The sequence below is a fragment of the Deinococcus sp. KSM4-11 genome, from assembly GCF_004801415.1.
Lineage (GTDB): Bacteria > Deinococcota > Deinococci > Deinococcales > Deinococcaceae > Deinococcus.
In genome coordinates, this window is the sequence record NZ_SSNX01000002.1 from 432,087 (window position 1) to 450,812 (window position 18,726).

20 protein-coding genes are annotated in these 18,726 nt (G+C 67.4%); 12 read left to right on the forward strand and 8 right to left on the reverse strand.

What is annotated here, in order from left to right; all coding sequences use genetic code 11:
• Nucleotides 1-50: 50 nt before the first annotated feature.
• Nucleotides 51-854, reverse strand: a complete 804-nt coding sequence (locus tag E7T09_RS09075) for an MHYT domain-containing protein (RefSeq protein WP_136388846.1) — start codon at nt 852-854, stop codon at nt 51-53.
• 200 nt (nt 855-1,054) lie between these two features.
• On the opposite strand from E7T09_RS09075, the gene E7T09_RS09080 reads away from it, so the two are divergent.
• From E7T09_RS09080 to E7T09_RS09095, 4 genes are all read left to right on the forward strand, one after another.
• Nucleotides 1,055-1,831, forward strand: coding sequence for an SDR family oxidoreductase (locus tag E7T09_RS09080; RefSeq protein WP_136388847.1), 777 nt, complete (start codon nt 1,055-1,057; stop codon nt 1,829-1,831).
• A gap of 299 nt (nt 1,832-2,130) precedes the next feature.
• Nucleotides 2,131-2,580 carry a MaoC family dehydratase gene (locus E7T09_RS09085; RefSeq protein WP_136388848.1) on the forward strand — a complete coding sequence of 150 codons (450 nt, stop codon included), beginning with the start codon at nt 2,131-2,133 and terminating at the stop codon, nt 2,578-2,580.
• Complete coding sequence (locus E7T09_RS09090) at nt 2,577-2,939, forward strand: hypothetical protein (RefSeq protein ID WP_240741704.1); 363 nt, start codon at nt 2,577-2,579, stop codon at nt 2,937-2,939. The genes E7T09_RS09085 and E7T09_RS09090 overlap by 4 nt, the downstream gene beginning before the upstream one ends.
• Nucleotides 2,936-4,171: an acyl-CoA dehydrogenase family protein gene (locus E7T09_RS09095; protein ID WP_136388849.1), complete on the forward strand. Its 1,236-nt coding sequence runs from the start codon at nt 2,936-2,938 to the stop codon at nt 4,169-4,171. The genes E7T09_RS09090 and E7T09_RS09095 overlap by 4 nt, the downstream gene beginning before the upstream one ends.
• Here the strand turns inward: E7T09_RS09095 and E7T09_RS09100 are convergent.
• Entirely contained in the window at nt 4,164-4,505 is a 342-nt protein-coding gene (locus E7T09_RS09100; protein WP_205746967.1) for a cytochrome c, read from the reverse strand. The genes E7T09_RS09095 and E7T09_RS09100 overlap by 8 nt on opposite strands.
• 93 nt (nt 4,506-4,598) lie before the next feature.
• Here E7T09_RS09100 and E7T09_RS09105 point away from each other — a divergent pair, with 93 nt between their 5' ends.
• Genes E7T09_RS09105 through E7T09_RS09115 form a run of 3 tightly spaced genes read left to right on the forward strand, consistent with a single transcriptional unit; the run spans nt 4,599 to nt 7,202 of the window.
• Nucleotides 4,599-5,393, forward strand: a complete 795-nt coding sequence (locus E7T09_RS09105; RefSeq protein ID WP_136388850.1) for an SDR family oxidoreductase — start codon at nt 4,599-4,601, stop codon at nt 5,391-5,393.
• The gene (locus E7T09_RS09110; RefSeq protein WP_136388851.1) at nt 5,390-6,514 is read left to right on the forward strand and encodes a phosphotransferase family protein; all 1,125 of its coding nucleotides are present in this window, start codon (nt 5,390-5,392) and stop codon (nt 6,512-6,514) included. The genes E7T09_RS09105 and E7T09_RS09110 overlap by 4 nt, the downstream gene beginning before the upstream one ends.
• Nucleotides 6,507-7,202: a histidine phosphatase family protein gene (locus E7T09_RS09115; protein ID WP_136388852.1), complete on the forward strand. Its 696-nt coding sequence runs from the start codon at nt 6,507-6,509 to the stop codon at nt 7,200-7,202. The genes E7T09_RS09110 and E7T09_RS09115 overlap by 8 nt, the downstream gene beginning before the upstream one ends.
• A gap of 85 nt (nt 7,203-7,287) precedes the next feature.
• On the opposite strand, the gene E7T09_RS09120 is transcribed toward E7T09_RS09115, so the two are convergent.
• From E7T09_RS09120 to E7T09_RS09140, 5 genes are all read right to left on the reverse strand, one after another.
• Entirely contained in the window at nt 7,288-7,995 is a 708-nt protein-coding gene (locus E7T09_RS09120) for a hypothetical protein (RefSeq protein WP_136388853.1), read from the reverse strand.
• Entirely contained in the window at nt 7,992-9,581 is a 1,590-nt protein-coding gene (locus tag E7T09_RS09125) for a PQQ-binding-like beta-propeller repeat protein (RefSeq protein ID WP_136388854.1), read from the reverse strand. Before E7T09_RS09125 ends, E7T09_RS09120 begins: the two co-directional genes overlap by 4 nt.
• Before the next feature lie 115 nt (nt 9,582-9,696).
• Entirely contained in the window at nt 9,697-10,074 is a 378-nt protein-coding gene (locus tag E7T09_RS09130) for a cytochrome c (protein ID WP_168734776.1), read from the reverse strand.
• On the reverse strand, nt 10,074-10,688 hold the full coding sequence (locus E7T09_RS09135; protein ID WP_136388856.1) for a TetR/AcrR family transcriptional regulator: 615 nt from the start codon (nt 10,686-10,688) through the stop codon (nt 10,074-10,076). Before E7T09_RS09135 ends, E7T09_RS09130 begins: the two co-directional genes overlap by 1 nt.
• Nucleotides 10,689-10,931: 243 nt before the next feature.
• Nucleotides 10,932-11,594: a nucleoside/nucleotide kinase family protein gene (locus E7T09_RS09140; RefSeq protein WP_136388857.1), complete on the reverse strand. Its 663-nt coding sequence runs from the start codon at nt 11,592-11,594 to the stop codon at nt 10,932-10,934.
• A 118-nt stretch (nt 11,595-11,712) separates the two neighbouring features.
• Here E7T09_RS09140 and zwf point away from each other — a divergent pair, with 118 nt between their 5' ends.
• From zwf to E7T09_RS09165, 5 genes are all read left to right on the forward strand, one after another.
• Nucleotides 11,713-13,197, forward strand: a complete 1,485-nt coding sequence (gene zwf / locus E7T09_RS09145) for a glucose-6-phosphate dehydrogenase (RefSeq protein WP_136388858.1) — start codon at nt 11,713-11,715, stop codon at nt 13,195-13,197.
• The gene (locus tag E7T09_RS09150) at nt 13,194-13,979 is read left to right on the forward strand and encodes an ROK family protein (protein ID WP_136388859.1); all 786 of its coding nucleotides are present in this window, start codon (nt 13,194-13,196) and stop codon (nt 13,977-13,979) included. The genes zwf and E7T09_RS09150 overlap by 4 nt, the downstream gene beginning before the upstream one ends.
• Nucleotides 13,976-16,321 carry a glycoside hydrolase family 15 protein gene (locus E7T09_RS09155; RefSeq protein WP_205746968.1) on the forward strand — a complete coding sequence of 782 codons (2,346 nt, stop codon included), beginning with the start codon at nt 13,976-13,978 and terminating at the stop codon, nt 16,319-16,321. Before E7T09_RS09150 ends, E7T09_RS09155 begins: the two co-directional genes overlap by 4 nt.
• Before the next feature lie 131 nt (nt 16,322-16,452).
• Nucleotides 16,453-16,947, forward strand: a complete 495-nt coding sequence (locus tag E7T09_RS09160; protein ID WP_136388860.1) for a hypothetical protein — start codon at nt 16,453-16,455, stop codon at nt 16,945-16,947.
• On the forward strand, nt 16,944-17,990 hold the full coding sequence (locus tag E7T09_RS09165) for a YncE family protein (RefSeq protein ID WP_136388861.1): 1,047 nt from the start codon (nt 16,944-16,946) through the stop codon (nt 17,988-17,990). Before E7T09_RS09160 ends, E7T09_RS09165 begins: the two co-directional genes overlap by 4 nt.
• Before the next feature lie 10 nt (nt 17,991-18,000).
• Here E7T09_RS09165 and E7T09_RS09170 read toward each other — a convergent pair whose 3' ends face one another.
• The gene (locus E7T09_RS09170; protein WP_136388862.1) at nt 18,001-18,708 is read right to left on the reverse strand and encodes a TetR/AcrR family transcriptional regulator; all 708 of its coding nucleotides are present in this window, start codon (nt 18,706-18,708) and stop codon (nt 18,001-18,003) included.
• Nucleotides 18,709-18,726 lie beyond the last annotated feature (18 nt).

Consider the following 18,726-nt stretch of genomic DNA (forward strand, 5'->3'; position numbering starts at 1 on the left):
TCCTTTGGAATGAATGGTGTGCGGAATGTTGGGGTGGGGGGAAGCCGGGTTCAGTCGGTGGCGGCGGTGGTCTGGGAGGCCTCGAGGGTGCCCGTGGAGTCCATGGCGATGGTGGTCACGGCCAGGCCGATCAGCAGGAAGGACACCACCCCGATCACGAGGGCGAGCATCCCGGCGTCGGACGTCTGAACGGCCATCAGGTTCGCTTCGGCGGCGGGATCGATGGCGTACCGCAGGGCGGCCATGCCCGTGTAGTGCATGCCGGTGATCGCGACGCCCATGACCAGGGCGGCCACGGTCTTCACGCTGTAAAGCAGGACGCGCCGGCGCTGCGCTGCCCAGTCGCTGGCGAGCAGCCCGAACAGAAAGAGCGCGACCATGCTGGCGCCGATGGCGATCACGACCGAGGCGACCAGCGGAGCCCAGATGACCTGGACGGTGGTGCCAGGCATGCGGTAGGCCGCCATGCCCAGGTAGTGCATGACCACGATGCCGCTGCCGGCGACTGTGCCAGCCACGGCCAAGCGGCCCAGGCTCAGGGCGCCCGCATGCAGGATGCGCAGCGCCGGATAGACCAGGGCCACGGCGGCCAGACCGGAGAGCACCGTGGGCAGCAGCTGGAAGGAGGAGGGCATATTGCTGTGCAGCGCGAGCATGCCGACAAAGTGCATGGCCCAGATGCCGTAGCCCAGTAAGAGCGCCTGCGCGATCTGCCAGAAGTGGTTGGAGCCGATGTTGCGGTCACGCCCGGCCCGGCCTGCCAGTTCGAGTGACACGAAGGAGGTCAGGGTGGCGATCACGTAGGAGAGGCCTATGTAACCGAGGTTCCATGTCTGGATGAGTGGATGTTCCATGTGCTCCGACCCTAGGCGGGCGGGGCACACATCTTTCTTACATCTGCCGCTGTAGAGGGCAAATACCGATTTTTTCACACCAGCTCATTCAGGCGGTCGAGGCCATGTCCGTTCCCGTTCAAAATTGACGCGCACGTACATTTCTGGCTATGCTGGTGCCACCGTCAAGCCACCCGGAGGCACCCCATGAAGGCACCCCTATGTCCCTGAAGAGTCTCTTCGACCTGAGTGGCCGCGTCGCCCTGATCACTGGCGGGTCGCGCGGCCTGGGGCTGCAAATTGCCGAGGCGCTCGGCGAATACGGCGCGACCATCGTCCTGACCGCCCGCAAGCAGCACGAACTCGACGAAGCCCAGGCCCACCTGGTCGCCCAGGGCGTACCTACACACGTGTATGTGGGAGACCTCGGGGCCTTCGACACCCTGGATCCGCTGATCGAGCGCATCCACGCGGACGTCGGTGCCATCGACATCCTGGTGAACAATGCCGGGGCGACCTGGGGGGCGCCCACCGTGGATCACCCCCTGGACGCGTGGCAGAAGGTCATGAACGTGAACGTGACCGGCATGTTCCTGATCACGCAGTCGGTCCTGAAACGCTGCATGCTGCCGCGGGGCAAGGGACGCATCGTGAACGTCGCCTCCGTCGCGGGGCTGCAGGGCAACGACCCGCGCATGTCACCCACGCTGGCCTACAACACCAGCAAGGGTGCCGTGGTGAATTTCACCCGCGCCCTGGCCGCCGAGATGGCCGGACACGGTATCACCGTGAACGCCATCTGTCCCGGTTACTTCCCCACCAAGATGACCAGGGGCACCCTCGCCTACGGCGAGCAGCAGATCCTCTCGCACACGCCCATGCACCGGCTGGGCACGGATCAGGATCTCAAGGGCCTCGCGCTGCTGCTGTCCAGCGACGCCAGCGCCTACATGACCGGGCAGAACATCGCTGTGGACGGCGGCTCCAGCAGCGTATGACCGTCTCTGGATCGGACAGTGCCGCTGCGCTGGAACCCATGCGGCGCGGCACTCGAGCCAGTGCCCGCCCCACGGCCTGGAGGACGCGCTTGGGGCATGTCGAATCCAGCCGCGTGGAAATCCGCCCCGCCCTGCGCCCGGATCTGACCCCGCAGGACGGGTGGGAAGAGGTGCGGTGGGCACGTGGCGAGGGGCGGCGCGCCAGGAAATGCCATGGTGTCGCGCGCGCCGACAGGCCCGTTACGCCCGGTTCTCAAGACTCCACCATCGCCCCGGTCGGCGTCAGGGAGGCCTGAAAAATGCGTGCCGAGGAACTCGCGGCCCATGTCGGTCAGGAAGTGGCCCTCTCGGCCTGGATCGAGATCGATCAGGCGCGCATCGACGCCTTCGCCGCCGCCACCGGCGACCACCAGTTCATTCACGTGGATCCGGAGCGCGCCGCGCACGGCCCCTTCGGCGCCACCATCGCCCACGGCTTCCTGACGCTCTCGCTGCTCGCTGGCGAGTTCATGACGCGGGGTGGCGCCCCTCACATCGACGGGAGCCGCCTGACCGTCAACTATGGCCTGAACCGCGTGCGCTTCATCACGCCCGTGAAGGTCGGCTCGACCCTTCGTAACCGCGCCGTGCTCCTGGCCGTCGAACCCGGCGACGGGTACGTCCAGATCACGGTGCTCAACACCATCGAGATCGACGGTGAGCCGCGCCCTGCCTGCACCGCCGAAAGCGTGTTCCGGGTTTACGTGTGACCCAGGAGGCGTCGGCGCCCGGCGGGACGGTCTACCTGCTCGAGCAGGGCGGCGTTGCGCTGGGCCGCATGCCTCTGCGGCGCGTCGAGAGTTTCGCCATGTACTGCGACTTTCACCCGACCCCGGCCTTCGATGCCTACTGGGCCCTGTTCGATGAGGACGCGGCCATCGCTGAACGTCTGGCACACGACGACTCGTCGGAGCTGCTGTCGACGGCCGAGGCGACGCTGGAACGCATCCTCGCGCTGGGTCTGGTCATCCGGCGTGAAGGCGGCGGTGTGCACCGTGACGTTCTGATTGGCATCGAGGGCCACACGGCCCACTTCCGCGCCCTGAGTCCCGAGGAGGAATTCCTATGACCGTATTTGACGTCTCCGCCCGCTCGCGGGATCTGCGTGAGCGGCTCACCGCGTTCATGGCCGAGCACATCTACCCGAACGACGCGGATGTTCACCGGCAGATCGCCGAGGGCGACCGCTGGCAGCACCTGCCGCTGATCGACGAGCTCAAGCCCAGGGCGCAGGAAGCGGGCCTGTGGAATCTGTTCCTGCCGCCCGCCAGCAGCCGGAACGGGCAGTATGGGGCGGGCCTGAACAACCTCGACTATGCCCCGCTGTGCGAACTCATGGGCCGGGTGTGGTGGGCGCCGGAGGTCTTCAACTGCTCCGCACCGGACACCGGGAACATGGAGGTGCTGGCGCGCTACGGTACGCCGGAGCAGCAGGAGCGGTGGCTGGTGCCGCTGCTGAACGGCGAGATCCGCAGCGCCTTCTCGATGACCGAACCCGACGTGGCGTCGAGCGACGCGACGAACATCCAGTCCAGCATCGTGCGGGACGGGGACGACTACGTCATCAACGGCGACAAGTGGTGGACGAGCGGCGCGGGCGATCCCCGCTGCACCATCAGCATCTTCATGGGCAAGACCGACCCGTCCGCCGAGAAGCACCTGCAGCAGAGCATGATCCTGGTGCCCATGGACGCGCCTGGCGTGACCAAAGAGCGCATGTTGACCGTGTTTGGCTACGACGACGCCCCGCATGGTCACGCGCAGATGGGCTTCCGAAACGTGCGCGTGCCGGCGAGCAACATGCTGCTCGGGGAGGGACGCGGCTTCGAGATCGCCCAGGGCCGCCTGGGACCGGGACGCATCCATCACTGCATGCGCCTGATCGGGCAGGCCGAGCGCGCCCTGGAACTGATGGTGCAGCGTGCCAGCCAGCGCACGGCCTTCGGGACGACCCTGCTGGGGCACCAGCACGTGCGCGAGGCAATTGCCGAGAGTCGCATGGAGATCGACCAGGCACGGCTCCTGACCCTGAATGCGGCGCACATGATGGACACGGTGGGCAACAAGGCGGCGCGCGGACAGATCGCCGCGATCAAGGTCGTCGCGCCGAATGTCGCCCTGCGCGTCATCGACCGCGCCATCCAAGTGTATGGCGGCGCGGGCGTCAGTCAGGACACGCCCCTGGCCATGATGTACGCCCAGGCCCGCACCCTGCGCCTCGCGGACGGCCCGGACATCGTGCACACCGAGACCGTCGCGAAGGTGGAGATCAAACGTCAGGCCGGACTGAACTTCACTTGAACTTCAGGGTGTTCAGGTATGCCTGGAGCGCCTTCAGTTCGGCGGCGGTGGGCGCCTTCCCGTGATCTCCCGCAAAGCCCACCTTCCCCCACACCGGCATGGGGGCCTTGAAGACCACGCCCTTATCGTCTTTTCCCTGGAGCATGGCGCGTTTGAACAGTACATACGACCAGCCCGCCGCTTCTTTCAGATTCGGGCCGACCATGCCGGCGCCCGTCGGCGCGTGGCATCCCGCGCAGTTGGCGGTATAGATCGCCTTCCCTCTGGTGGCCGCCTGCGCAGCAGACGTGACGGCGGGAAGGACACCGACCGACCTCATCAGAATTCGCATCATTCAGGATGACCATAGAACTCTCAGGGAAGCGAACGACCGTCTGACATCCCAGGGGCCTGCCAGGTTCTGGAGTCGGCGCACAAGGAGACCAGCATGGAATTCAAGAGCAAAGTGATTGTCGTGACCGGCGCCGCCTCGGGGATTGGACTGGCGCTCGCCGCCCGCTTCGTTCAGGAAGGCGCGACGGTGATCGCTTCCGACCGCAATGCGGAAGGCGGCGCCGCGAAGGCGGCCGAGATCGGGGCGCGTTTCGTTCCAGCGGATGTCGGTCAGGAGGCGGACGTCAAGGCCCTGATCGACGACGTGCTGGCACGGGAGGGCCGAATCGACCTGTTCTGCTCGAATGCCGGCATCGGCATCGGCGAGGGGCCGGAAACGCCGGACAAGCAGTGGGATCTGATCCACCGGGTCAATGTGATGAGTCACGTCTGGGCCGCGCGGCACCTGCTGCCACACATGCTGGAGCGGGGTGAGGGGTACCTGCTGAATACCGCCTCGGCGGCGGGTCTGCTGACGGAACTGCACTCGGCCCCGTACGCGGTCACCAAACATGCCGCCCTGGCCTTCGCCGAGTGGCTGGCCATCACCTACGGCGACCGGGGCATCAAAGTGGCGGCCCTGTGCCCGGAGGGCGTATGGACGCCCATGATCCAGAACGCTCCCCTGCTCCAGCAGACGGCCATCAGCACCGACGAACTTGTCGAGAAGACGCTGGAGGTGCTGCGGGCCGACGGGTTCCTGATCGTGACCCATCCGACCACCCTGAAATCCTTCCAGACTAAGGCCAACGATTACGAGGTGTGGCTCAGCAAGATGCGTCACCTCCGCAAGAAGGCCATGGCCCTGCTGGGCGGACAGACAGTCTTCCCAGCGGGCAGAGAGTCGTGACCGGAACCGACACGGCGCCCGTCCGGCCCGGGGAGGAACTCCCCCTGGAAGCGCTGCGTGAAGCGCTGCGGGGACGGGTGGCAGGGAACGTGGATGACTTGAGTGTGGCGCAGTTCCCGGGCGGCTTCTCGAACCTCACCTACCTCGTCCGGGCCGGAGCGCACGAGTATGTCCTGCGGCGCGCCCCGCTGGGGCCGGTGCCGAAGGGGGCGCACGACATGGCGCGCGAGGCCCACCTGCTGGAACGCATCCATCCGGTGCTCCCGGTGGCACCCCAGCCTGTCTTGGTTGTCGAGGATCCTGAGGTGATCGGATCGCCCTTCTACCTGATGGAGCGGCGTCACGGGGTGGTCGTCAGAACGGCGCTCCCCGCCGCCTACGCGCTGATGCCCGACGCGCCCCGCCGCATGTCCGAGGCCCTGGCCGACACCTTGGCTGACCTCCACGCCGTGGACATCGCCGCCGCCGGGCTGACGGGCATCGGCAAACCGGAGGGCTTCAATGCCCGTCAGGTGGCCGGGTGGGCCGGCCGCTGGCGGCGGGCACGCGAGGCGTTGCACGGAACTGGAGACCTGCCGGCCCCGGCTGTCCTGCGCGACGAACTGGTCATTGCCTGGCTGGAGGCCCACACGCCGGTCGAAAGCGCCCATACCCTGGTACACAACGACTTCAAACTGGACAACCTGATGCTTGATCCCACCGACCCTGGCCGGGTGACCGCGCTGCTCGACTGGGAGATGACGACCGTGGGTGATCCGCTGGTGGATCTGGGCCTCACCCTGACGTACTGGACGATGCCTGAGCAGCCGGGGAGGGAGCCGAGTGCCGTGGGCGCGACCATTCCGGGATTTCTGAGCCGCGAGGAGCTGATCGCCCGCTACGAACAGTCCAGTGGTCGTCACGTGACGAGCAGCCTTTCGTGGTACGAGGTGCTGGGCCATTTCAAGCTCGCCGTGATCGTCCTACAGATCTACGCCCGCTACCGCGCCGGGCAGACCACGGATCCCCGTTTTGCGCCGCTGGCCGGTCAGGCGACGTGGCTGATCCAGGAAGCGTGGCGGCGGATCGCGGCCCACAGCGATGCGGTCGGCGGGGCAGACCTCGTGCCCACCGATGAGTGAACTGATTCTCGTCCGCCACGGTCAGGCCACGCCCTTCGACACCGACACCGACCGGCTGTCCCCTTTGGGTGAAGCCCAGGCCCGCGCCGTCGGCGAGGCGCTGCTGACCCAGGGCGTGACGCCAAGCGCGGTGATCCACGGCACGCTCGTCCGGCAGCGGAGAACCGCGGAGCTCGCCGCATGCCCCGACTGGCCAGAAGCTACCAGTGATCCCCGACTCGCCGAGTACGACGGTGATGGCCTTGTGCGTCTCCTGGCGCCTCAGCTGGAATCACGTGAGACTGCACTGGCGTCCCTCAGGCAAACCTTCCGTGATCCGGCGACCGGCGTCGAACGCAACCGGGCCATCCAGACGTATCTCGAAGCGGTGGCGAAGGGCTGGCAGGCGGGAAGCCTCACCCACCCCGACGTGGAGCCATGGACGGCCTTCCAGGCGCGCGTACAGGCGGCCCTGGATGACCTGATGTGCTTGCCCTCTGGCTCCACCGCGCTCGTCTTTACCAGCGGCGGTGTGATCGGCACGGTGGTCGCCCTGGTGCTCGGTGCACCGGACACGGCCGCCCTCGCCCTGAACTGGCGCGTCAAAAACGGCAGCATGACCCGGTTGACCTTCGGTGGTGGCAGGATCAGTCTCGATTCCTTCAACGAGATCCACCACCTGCCGCTCGCCCTGCGTTCCTGGCGCTAGGACAACTCGGGCGCAGACCCTCACCGTCCACCGAGAATTGAAGCAGGGGCGGCAGGCTCACGCCGCCGCCCCTGCTCTTCATGCCTCAGCGGTACGTCTGGAGGTTCCCGCTGATCGTGTAAGGCATCCCGCGGCTGTCCTTGAACGACAGCTTAAACGCGCCGCTGGCCGGCAGGCTCGGGACATCGAAGGTGTACGACACGACGCCAAGGTTCCGGAAGTCCGATTGACCGCTGGGCAGCGTGAAGTTGTCCCGGTACGGGCCGTCCACCAAGGGAGCGGCCGTGTACGTGCGCCCCGCGACGGTCATGGTCGCCGACTTGAAGAAGTCCAGGTAGCTCTTCTCCTTGTCGGGATTTGCGGTGATCTTGTTCGTCTTGTACGCCAGCTGCCACTGCTCTTCCTCGTCCGCGACGGAGTAGGGGCTGTGGGAGTACACGCGCACGGTGATCTTGCCGTTGAGGTTCTGCGCGAATGCGCTGGCCTGGGCTGTCGTGAGGGGCTTGCCCTCCAGGCGGGCCAGGTACGACTCGTAGCGCAGACGCTCGAAGGGAGTGCCGAGCACGATCCCGTCGATCTCCGGCGAATTGGGGCGCAGGATCACGTCCTGGTTGTAGGCCTTGAGCAGATACGAGCCGAGGATGTATCCGCCCTCCTTGATGCTCATGTCCTCGCCGGCCTTCAGGGCCTCAGTCACCACGGCGGGCGAGAGCGTCAGCGTCACGGCCTGCACGGTACTGCCCAGGGTCAGCGCGGCCAGCCCGAGCAGCCCCAGCAACGTCCGGCCGCTCATTTGAGACTGTAGATCGCGATGCGCGATCCGACGTTCTTCACGCCTGCAGTGCCCTTGGAGGTGTTGCCGGCCGCGATGGCCATGTACTGCTTGCCAGCGACCTCGTAGGTGGACACGCCGCCGCCGATCGGGGCGGTGTCGATGTTGTCCTTGAACAGCACCTTGCCGCTCTTGGAATCCAGGGCGTAGAACGTGCCGTTCATGGCGCCGGCCAGCACCAGGTTCCCGCCGGTGGAGGTCACGCCGCCCACGATGCGGATACCGGGCAGCTCGTACTTCCACATCGGCTTGCCGGTGGCGGCGTCATAGGCCGTGGTGTTGCCGACCGCCTTGTTCGCCGGGTCGAGCTGCATGGAGCCGCCGAAGAACAGCTGGCCCTTGATCAGGCGCACCTCACCGAGCTTCACGACGCCGCACCAGTCGACGGAGTTCACGAACAGCATCTTGTTCTGGGGATCGAAGGACGGGCCGGACCACTGCGAGCCGGCCGAGTAGTTGGGGCAGATCGGCAGCCCCTCGCGGGTGGTGGGCTTCTCCTGGTTGGTGGTCTTGATCATGGCCTGCTTGAAGACCTGGGACTTGTCGTCTTCGTTGTAGCCGAACAGCCAGCCGGCCTTCGTGGCGACCGCGAGGCGCTTCTGCCCGTCGAGGTCATACAGCACTGGCGCGGCGGCGGTGTCGTAGTCCTTGTCGTCGTGCGGTTGCTGCGAGTAGTGGTGGTCGTACTTGCCAGTCTCGGCATCGAGCACGGTCACGGTGTTCGTGAAGAGGTTGTCGCCGGGGCGGTACTGCGCGGCGAAGTCGGGCGCGGGGTTGCCGACCGAGATGTACAGCTTCCCGGTGGCCGTATCCAGCGTGTAGCTCGTCCACATGCTGCCGCCGCCGGTGACGGTCGATTCGGCCCGCTTCCAGGTGTCCGCACCGGTCTGGGTGCCAGTGGGGATCATGTCGAAGGTCCAGGCCTTCTTGCCGGTCTTGGCGTCGAAGGCGTACATGTGCGCCTTGATGCCCCAGTCCGCGCCGGCCTCGCCGATGAAGACCTTGCCGTTGTAGTAGATGGGTGCGGAGGAGAGGAAGTAGCCGACCGCCGAGTCCGCCACCTTGGTATCCCACAGCTGCTTGCCGGTGCCGGCATCGATGGCGATCACGTGGGCATTGGGCGTGCCGCGGTACAGGACGCCGTCGGCGATGGCCAGACCGCGGTTGGTGGTCAGCACCGAGGACGTGTCCATCATGTACTTGTTGACCCACAGCGCCTTGCAGGTGCGGGCGTCCACGGCGAAGGTGCGGTTGGCCTGCGTGAAGAACATCACGCCCTTGTAGACCTGCGGCGTCACCTGGAAGCCGCCGTCGTCACCGGTCTCGAAGGTGCAGACGCGCTGCATCTGCGAGACGTTGCTGGTGTTGATCTGGTCGAGCGGCGAGTAGCGCTGGCCGCTGTAGCCCTTGTTGTACATCAGCCACGAGTCGGTCGCCTGGTCGGCGTTGTTCAGCTCTTCCTGGCTGGGGCCCGTCATGGCGAGTCCTTGACCGAACAGCAGGGCAGTGCACAGCGCGATGCCAACCTTCATTCCTGATTTCCGCATAATTGCCTCCTGGGCAGGTAAATTTCGATGGCGTGTAGTCTTTGGAGGACGTAGTGACCCCCTGGCCACAGCGCATGGCCAGACTGAGTCCCAAACAGTCACGGGACGTGCAGGGTTATTTCTTGAAGGTGTACGACTTCAGATCTTTGACCGCGAGCGCCTTGGTGCCGGGCTTGAAGCCGTTTACCTGCAGGACGTACGCCAGCACGTTGATGTACTCGACGGGCTTGAGGCCGCCGGGGTTGGTCTGCGGCATGGTGCTGGACATGATGAAGTGGAAGTCGTCGAGGCTGTTGGTCGCCCATTTCTGGAAGAACATGGGGCCCGCGAGTTTCGGGGCCCCACCGTTGCTCAACTTTGTGCCGTGGCACATGGAGCATTGGGCCGTGTAGGTCTTGGCGCCCGCGGTCGCCTGCGCCTTGGTGTACTGGGGCGTGGCGGCCAGCGCCGGGCCGGCGAGGAGGAGCAGGGGCAGCAGTCGGGTGAGGTGCATCAGGGGGTCTCCTTCGGGGGGAGGGGGTGAAAGAGGGGAAGGAGCAGGCTCATCGCTTCCTGGACGGTGTCCCCGACGCTGCATTCCTGCGTGTACAGGCGGGCATAGAACAGGCGGTCGGTGATGGCGGTGTACGCCTGGGCAAGGGTCTCCGCTGGCGTCTGGATGATCAGGCGGTGGGCCTGGGCCTCCAGGAAAACCTGCGTGTAAATGTCGATGAAGGGCAGATAGCGGTCAGCGTTTTTCAGGTCTTCTCGCAGCACCATGTGGGTGAGTTCCAGATCCTCGACCAGCAGCGTGTACAGTCTCGAAAGGCCCTGTTCCATGCGCGGCCTGAGCGGCAGGGTTCTGGGGCCAGCCATGATCCTGGTGGCAGCTTCCCGCCAGCTTCTCAGCGTTTCGGACACGATCTGTTCGAAGGCCGCTTCCTTGCTGGGCCACGTGCGGTAGAACGAGGGCTGGGTCAACTGTGCGGCGGCCACGATGTTGCTGACCTTGGTGCCGTGCAGACCATGCCGCGCGAACTCCCGGATGGCGGCGGCGCGGAGCCGCTGCGAGTTGTGCAGATGCCGCTTCGTCTGGGGGTGAAGCGGGGAGCCGGGGTCACCCTGCATGCTCCTGAACCTCCTTTCACTTGTATGGGTCATGCTATGAGCGGGTAGATGTACTCTCAAGCCCAGTCTGAGTACCTTTGTCCCTGTTTTTCTCGTCTGCAATGGTAAGAACCACTCATTTCGAGGCGGGATTGGGGATGGGTTCATTCCCAGCTCACTTGACCTTGTACTCGGCGACAATGTGCTGTCACACCGTCTGGAACCCGCTGGTCGCCCGCTCGCCACCTGACTGCCGACGGTGGGCTACGTCAGCTGGATCACCCAATCGGCCCGCGACCGCGTGTCCTCGATGAGGGCGGCGTTTTTCTGGTCGACCGACGCGACCCAGGCCACGGCATCGTCATGCGAGCGACCGAAGGTCTCATGTCGCCGCACCAGGCGCCCGAGTCTCAGGTCATCCGGGATCTCCAGGTACCAGACCTCATCGATCGCGGCGCGCACGTCCCGCCACTCGCCCTCATCCAGCAGCAGGTAGTTTCCCTCCGTGAGGATCAGCGCCGTCTGCGGCGGAACCGGAATGGCGCTGCCGATGGATTCTTCCAGCGCCCGGTTGAAGAACGGCGCGTACACAACCTGGCCCGTATTTTGCCTGAGCCGGGTCAGGAGCGCGGCGTAACCACCCGCATCGAAGGTGTCCTGGGCGCCCTTGCGATCCTGCCGCCCCAGCCGCCGCAATTCTTCATTGGCCAGGTGAAACCCGTCCATGGGCACCACGCAGGCCACCTCGCCCAACGCCGAGGCCAGCGCCTCACATAGCGTGGATTTGCCGGCCCCCGGCGTCCCGGTGATGCCGAGGACACGCCGCTCACCAGGAACGATCAGCGCGCGCGCTCTGACGACGAGCTCGTCCACCGTGGCGTGCTGGACAGGGTTGGGTGAAGGAGCGGAGTGGATGGCGTCTTCCATGGCCTCAGGCTATGACGCCGGACGGCTCTGGACGTGTCGGTCAGTCAGGGTTGGGTGGTGGCCAGCGTGCGTTTCATCTGCCCAGGAGGCCCACTCCCTACCCTGACGTATGACACCCATGACTGGGACGCTTCCCTCGGACGCCCTGGTGTTTTTCGGAGCGACTGGTGATCTGGCGTACAAGCAGATCTTCCCGGCCCTGCAGGCCATGGTCGCGCGCGGGACGCTGACGATGCCGGTGATTGGTGTGGCCAAGTCCGGCTGGACGGTCGACCAGCTGCGGGCGCGGGCGCGGGCCAGCCTCACCGGGCACGGCGGCGTGGACGAGGCTGCCTTCGCGGCCCTGAGCGCGCAGCTGTCCTATGTCGACGGGGATTACAACGACCCCGCGACCTTCACGGCCCTGAAAGCCGCGCTGGGAACAGCGCAGCGCCCCCTGCACTACCTCGCGATTCCTCCCAGCCTGTTCGGCACGGTCACGCAGCACCTTGCACAGAGCGGCTGTGCAGACGGAGCGCGCATCGTGGTGGAGAAGCCATTCGGGCGTGACCTGGCCAGCGCGCGGGCGCTGAACGAGACCATCCATCAGGTGTTTGCGGAAGACCGGGTGTTCCGCATCGACCACTACCTGGGCAAGGAGGCCGTGCAGAACCTGCTGTATTTGCGGTTTGCGAACGGCGTGCTGGAGCCGCTGCTGAACCGCGACCACGTGCAGTCCATCCAGATCACCATGGCCGAGAGCTTCGGCGTGGCCGGACGAGGAACGTTCTATGAAGAGGCGGGAGCGATCCGGGACGTGGTGCAAAACCACATGCTTCAGGTCGTGGGCCTGCTGCTGATGGAGGCTCCCGCGCAGGGCGGTCAGGAAGCCATCCGCGACGGCGTGGCCCGGCTGTTCAAGTCGATCCGGACGCTGGCACCCGCCGACGTGGTGCGCGGCCAGATGAGCGACTACCACCAGGAACGTGGCGTGGCCCCGGACTCCACCGTCGAGACCTTCGCGGCGCTGCGCTTTCATGTCGATTCGTGGCGCTGGGCCGACGTGCCGGTCAACGTGCGCGTCGGCAAGGAGCTGCCCGTCACGTGTACCGCCGTGACCATCCAGTTCAGGGGGCCGCCGCAGGACGTGTTCGGCGCGGCCCCGGCCCTGAATTTGCTGCGGTTGCAGCTCACGCCGGGCGTGCAGGTCACGCTGGGCCTGAATACCAAGAAGCCCGGCGCAGGCATGACCGGCGAGGCGGCGCAGCTCGTGCTGCACCGGCAGGACTGGGACGGCCTGGCCCCCTACGAGCGGCTGCTGGGCGACGCCCTGGCCGGCGACGCCACCCTGTTCGCCCGCGAGGACGAGGTCGAGGAAGCCTGGCGCATCGTGGATCCCATCCTGGGCCCGGTCGTGCCGGTCTCCCCGTATCCGCCCGGTACGTGGGGGCCGCCCGAGTCGGACACGCTGATCGGCCCCGATGGCCCCTGGCTTGCGGTGCAGCCCGACCTGGGCGGCACCGGGGCCACGCCGCCCATCCCGCCGCGACCTGCGCCTCACGGCAGCGACGCGAATCCGCTGCCGGCAGTGCCCGCCACGCTGGCGGGCAGGGTGGGCGAATGACTCCTGCCAGGACAGTGGAGCGGCCTGCCGTGCCCGTGGCGTCCACGACGGCCCAGCGCACGCCGGGAGGCCGTCGCCCGCAGCCGTCGCCCGCGCCGCGTCGGGTGCTGGCGGTCGATATCGGCGGGACGCACGTCAAATTCCGGGTCAATACCGGGGACGAGGTGCGTAGATTCGAATCCGGTCCGGCCCTGACGCCCGCGCAGATGTGCATGCAGCTCCGGTCGATGTGCGCCGACTGGGCCTACGACGTGATCAGCGTGGGCTACCCCGGCCCCGTGTTACATGGCCGGCCGGTGCTGGAGCCGCACAACCTCGCGCCCGGCTGGGTGGGATTCGATTTCGCGGGTGCGCTTGGCCATCCGGTCAAGCTGATCAACGACGCGGCCATGCAGGCGCTCGGGTCGTACCAGGGCGGCCGGATGCTGTTCCTGGGGCTGGGCACCGGGCTGGGAAGCGCGATGGTCGCTGACGGCATCGTCGAACCCATGGAACTCGCGCACCTGCCGTACCGCAAGCACACCTACGAGGAGTATGTGGGCCTGCGCGGCCTGGAGAAGCGCGGCCGGAAGAAGTGGCGCCGGGAGGTCGGGGAGGTCGTCCACCTCCTGCGGGCCGCGCTGGAACCCGACGATGTCGTGCTGGGTGGCGGCAACGCCGAGCTCCTCCACGATCTCCCGGAGGGCGTGCGCCTGGGCGACAACGCGAACGCCTTCCCCGGCGGATTCCGGCTGTGGGATGACGACGTGAACGCCAGACCCGTCACTGGAGCCACCCCATGAACACCCTCCCTACGTTTGCCATGGTCGGTGACGGTGCCCTCGCGCCGGGCGCGCCCGGGATGAATCCCACCTGGGCGAGCAGCGACAAGGATTTCGTGACGACCAGCCTCGGCCCCGGGCGGGTGTGGGCCACGCTCGGGCACGGGGTGCTCAACGAGGTGTACTGGCCCTCGACTGGCGAACCCCAGTTGCGCGATCTGACCTTCTACCTGCTCGGTGAGGACGGCCGCTGGATCGACCTGAAGCGGGAACGGCGCTACGCGCTCTCCACGCCTGCCCCGTATTTGCCGCTGCCCACCGTCGTCCACACGGGCGAGGACTACACCCTGACCCTTGAAGTGCTCCCGGATCCGCTGCGCGACGCCCTGCTGATCCGCTTCGACCTGACCGGGCCGTACCGGCTGGGCATGATCGTCTCTCCGCACCTCGACACGAACGGACGCGAGAACGTGGCGTGGGTGGATGGCGCGCTGTTCGCCCACCAGCACCGGCACGTGCTGTGCCTGACGGCGGACGTCCCGCTCGCCATGGCGTCAGCGGGCATCGTGGGCACCTCGGACGGCTGGCAGGATCTAAACGCCCACGGCACGCTGACCTGGACGTACAGCAAGGCCGGGCCAGGCAACGTGGCGCTCAGCGCCGCGCTGGACGGCCCGGCCGGCGTGATCGCGCTGGCCTTCTCGAACACGGCGCGCGGCGCGTGGACCCTGGCCCGCTCCGGCCTCGCGGAGGGCTTCGATGCGGCAAAACGTGAGTTCCTCCGCGCGTGGTCGGCCTGGGGCAAGAACCTCCAGTTCCCCGCGCCCACGCCCGAACTGGCGAGTCTGGCGCAGTTCAGCGCCACCGTCCTGAAAATGCACGAGGATCGGACCTTCCCCGGCGCCATCGTCGCCAGCCTCAGCACGCCGTGGGGCGACAGCACCGATACCCTGGGCGGCTACCACCTGGTGTGGCCCCGTGACGCGACCCTGGCGGCCTTCGCCCTGATTGCCGCCGACCAGCTCGAAGACGCCCGGCGCATCCTGGCGCGGTTCATTGCCACGCAGCAGCAGGACGGGCACTGGCCGCAGAACAACTACCCCAGCGGCGACCCCTTCTGGACGGGCCTGCAACTCGACGAGACCGCCTTCCCGGTGCTGCTGGCCGCGAAACTGCGCGAGCTGGGCACCCCGGAGTTTCCGGGCACGCCCGAGATGGTGCGCCGCGCGGTGGGGTTCGTGGCGCGCACCGGACCCACCAGCGACCAGGACCGCTGGGAGGAGAACCCGGGCGTGAATCCCTTTACCCTGGCGGTGGCGATTGCTGCGTTGGTCGCCGGGGCTGAGTGGCTGGAGGACGGGGAGCGCACGGACGCGCTGCGCATCGCGGACGAGTGGAACGAGCGCCTGGAGACGTGGTGTTACGTGGAGCCCACGGCCCTGGCCCATGATCTCCAGGTGACCGGCTATTACGTCCGGCTGGCCCCACCCCAGGCGGACGGCGGCCTGGGCGGACAGGTGATGCTGCGGAATCGCATGGGCGAGACGGTCATGGCGTCGGCCCTGGTCAGCCTGGACTTCTCCTACCTGACGCGGCTGGGCCTGCGGTCCGGTACCGATCCGCGCGTCCGCGACACCGTGACGGTCGTGGACGCCCTGCTGAGGGTCAGCACGCCCAGCGGCGACCTGTACCACCGCTACAACAGTGACGGGTACGGCGAACATGACGACGGCCGCCCTTTCGACGGCAGCGGGATCGGGCGGGCGTGGCCGCTGCTGACGGGCGAACGTGGTCACCTCGCGCTGGACGCCGGCGAGGACGCCCTGAGCTTCATCCAGGCCATCGCGCGCTGTGCCAGCGCCGGCGGCCTGCTGCCCGAACAGGTCTGGGACGCGGCCGCCATCCCCGAGCGCGGCCTGTTCCCGGGGCGGCCGTCCGGGAGCGCCATGCCCCTGGTCTGGACTCACGCCGAATTCCTCAAGCTGCTCGTGGCCCGCGAGGCTGGTTTTCCCGTCGAGCGCCTGCGCGGCGTCGAGGCGCGCTACGCCCTGCCGCGTCCGGCCACGGAGTGGCGCTGGCGCAACGAGACCCCGGTGCAGGAGCTGCCCGCGGCCCGTGATCTGGTCATCGAGGCGCCGGTGCCCTTCACCCTGCACTGTGGCTGGGATGGCTGGCAGGACGCCCATGACCTCCAGGCCGTGAAGGGGGCCTTCGGGCTGTGGCTCGTGCGCTTCGGTGCGGCCGGGTTGCGCGTCCACGCCACGCTGGAGTTCACCCGCCTGTTTGGGACGGACTGGGAGGAGAACACCCACCAGGTGAAGCTGCAGCACCCCAGTCCCGCCTCGCTGACGACCCAGGAGTAACGGTGTGTGGGTCACCCGCGTCAAGCCCGCGTCCAGGCCTGCGCTCGCACCCCCGGACGCGCGGGTGAAGCGCTCCACCTTCGGGCCGCCCTTTCATGCCGCATTGACCCGGCGAGGCGATAACCGGGGCGATGCACCGATCCCTGCTTCTCCTGCTCCTCGGTTCCCTGTCCACGGTGGCGGGCGCCGCTCCCCTGAGCGTGGCCCTGGCGGCCACTGACCAGGCGCTGCCCTGCGGAGCGGCGCTCACGCCCGCGCTGACCCTCTCGGGCACGCCGCCCACGGGCACGCAGAGTGTGGCGCTGATCTTCTGGGATCAGCAGCCCCGCGCGCTCAGTGGCCGCTGGCTGGTGTACGACCTGCCACTGGGAGCACGCACCCTCAGGGCCACGCCCGCGACCTCCCTGACGCCCTCCGGCGGAAAGGCCGCCACGAACGAGGCCGGGAAGCCCGGCTACACGGCCATCTGCTCCAAGGGGAAGCATGACATCTACGTCGATTTTTACGCCATCGACGTGCCCAGCCTGAATGTGCCGGCCGGCACGCCCCTGCAACGCCTTCATGCCCTGATCAAGCGGCACAAGCTGCTCGAGGCCAAAGCGCACCTGAGCTGGACGGTTCGATGAACCGCCTCCTGGCCCTGCTCGCCCTGCTGGCCGGCGCTGCGCGCGCGGTGGACATCTATCAGTACACGCACGCGGGCATGCTCGCGCCGAACGTCCGGAACCTGACTCCGCGCGTGTACGTGCCCAACGGCAAGGACGCCACCGTCAGCGTGATCGACCCGGCGACCTTCAGCGTGATCCGCACCTTCAAGGTCGATGAGGAACCGCAGCATGTGGTGCCCTCGCACGGCATGGGGGCCCTGTACGTCGCGAGCGACCAGGGTCGCCAGTCCTTGACGCCCATCAACCCGGTCACGGGCCTGCCGGGGCGGCCTATTCCCACACCCGATCCCTACAACCTGTACTTCACGTCGGATGGCCGCTACGCCATGGTCGTGGCCGAGAATGCAAAGGAACTGAACTTTCTGGACGTGAAAACCATGGCGCCGGCCTTCAGCCTGCCGGTGCCGTGCAAGGGCATCAACCACATGGATTTCAGCCCGGACGGGCAGCATGTCCTAGCCGCCTGTGAATTCAGTGGGGACGTCCTGAAAATCGACCTCGCCGCGCGGCAGATCACAGGGAAGCTGCACATCGGCGGCATGCCGCAGGACGTGCGGATCTCACCGGACGGCACGTACTATTTCGTGGCCGACATGATGAAGAACGGCGTGCACGTGATCAATGCCTCCGGCCGGCAGCCGCGTGAGGTGGGTTTCATCCGCACCGGGAAGGGCGCGCACGGTCTGTATCCCAGCCGGGACGCCACGCGCCTGTACATCTCCAACCGCGACGAGGGTTCGGTCAGCGTGATGGACTTCAGAACCCGGCACCTGATCGCCAAGTGGCGGATTCCTGGCGGCGGGAGCCCCGACATGGGCAGCGTCTCGGCCGACGGAACGCAGCTGTGGCTCTCTGGGCGGCGAAGCGACGTGGTGTACGTGTTCGACACCCGCAGCGGCGCGGTCATCCACACCATCCGCGTCGGCAACGGCCCGCATGGCCTGACGTACTTTCCGCAGCCCGGCCGCTACTCGCTCGGCCACACCGGCAACTACCGCTGACGGCCCGTGCTCAGCGGGAGTCGGCGAGGCGTCCTAGCCACTCGAGGAGCAGCGTCCGTTCGGCGGCGCTGAGGGTGGTGTTCAGCTCCGGGAGCAGGGCCGCGAGGGCCACGGCGTGCGCGGCCACCTGCGCCGCCGGCGAGGCGTCCGAGAGTTCCGCACCCGGGGGGGCAAGGATGGCCGTCAGGATGGTGTCGCGCATCGTCGCGGCGAGGTGGCGGTCACGCTCGGGGGCACCGAGCAGGGTCAGGGTCACGCCGACGGCGGAGGCGTGCAGGAGGGCGGCGGCGCGCTCCACGCTGACGCCCAGGCGGCCCTCGGTGGCCACCCGGCGCAGACTCCTGCGCAGGAGTTCGGCGCCCTGCTGCGCGGCGTCCTGGCCACCGGGCCGGACGGGAGCGCTGTACATCAGGGTGTACAGGTGCGGGTGGGCCAGGCCGAAAGCCACGTGGGCGTCCCAGCCGGCCTGCAGGTCGGCAACCGGATCGATCCCGGGTTCCCGGGCTTCCTTGATCTGCATGTAGGAGGCGTAGCCGACGCCCGCCACGGCGTCCAGCAAGCCCTGCATGCTGCCGTACAGGCGGTAGATGGTGGGGGCCTGCACGCGCGCGGCGGCGCTCACGCTGCGGGTGGAGACGGCGTCCACGCCGCCCTCTTCGAGCAGGGTCAGGGCGGCGTGCAGGATGCGCTCCCGGGGAGACGCGGCGGACAGCGGCATATACAGATGATAACAAAA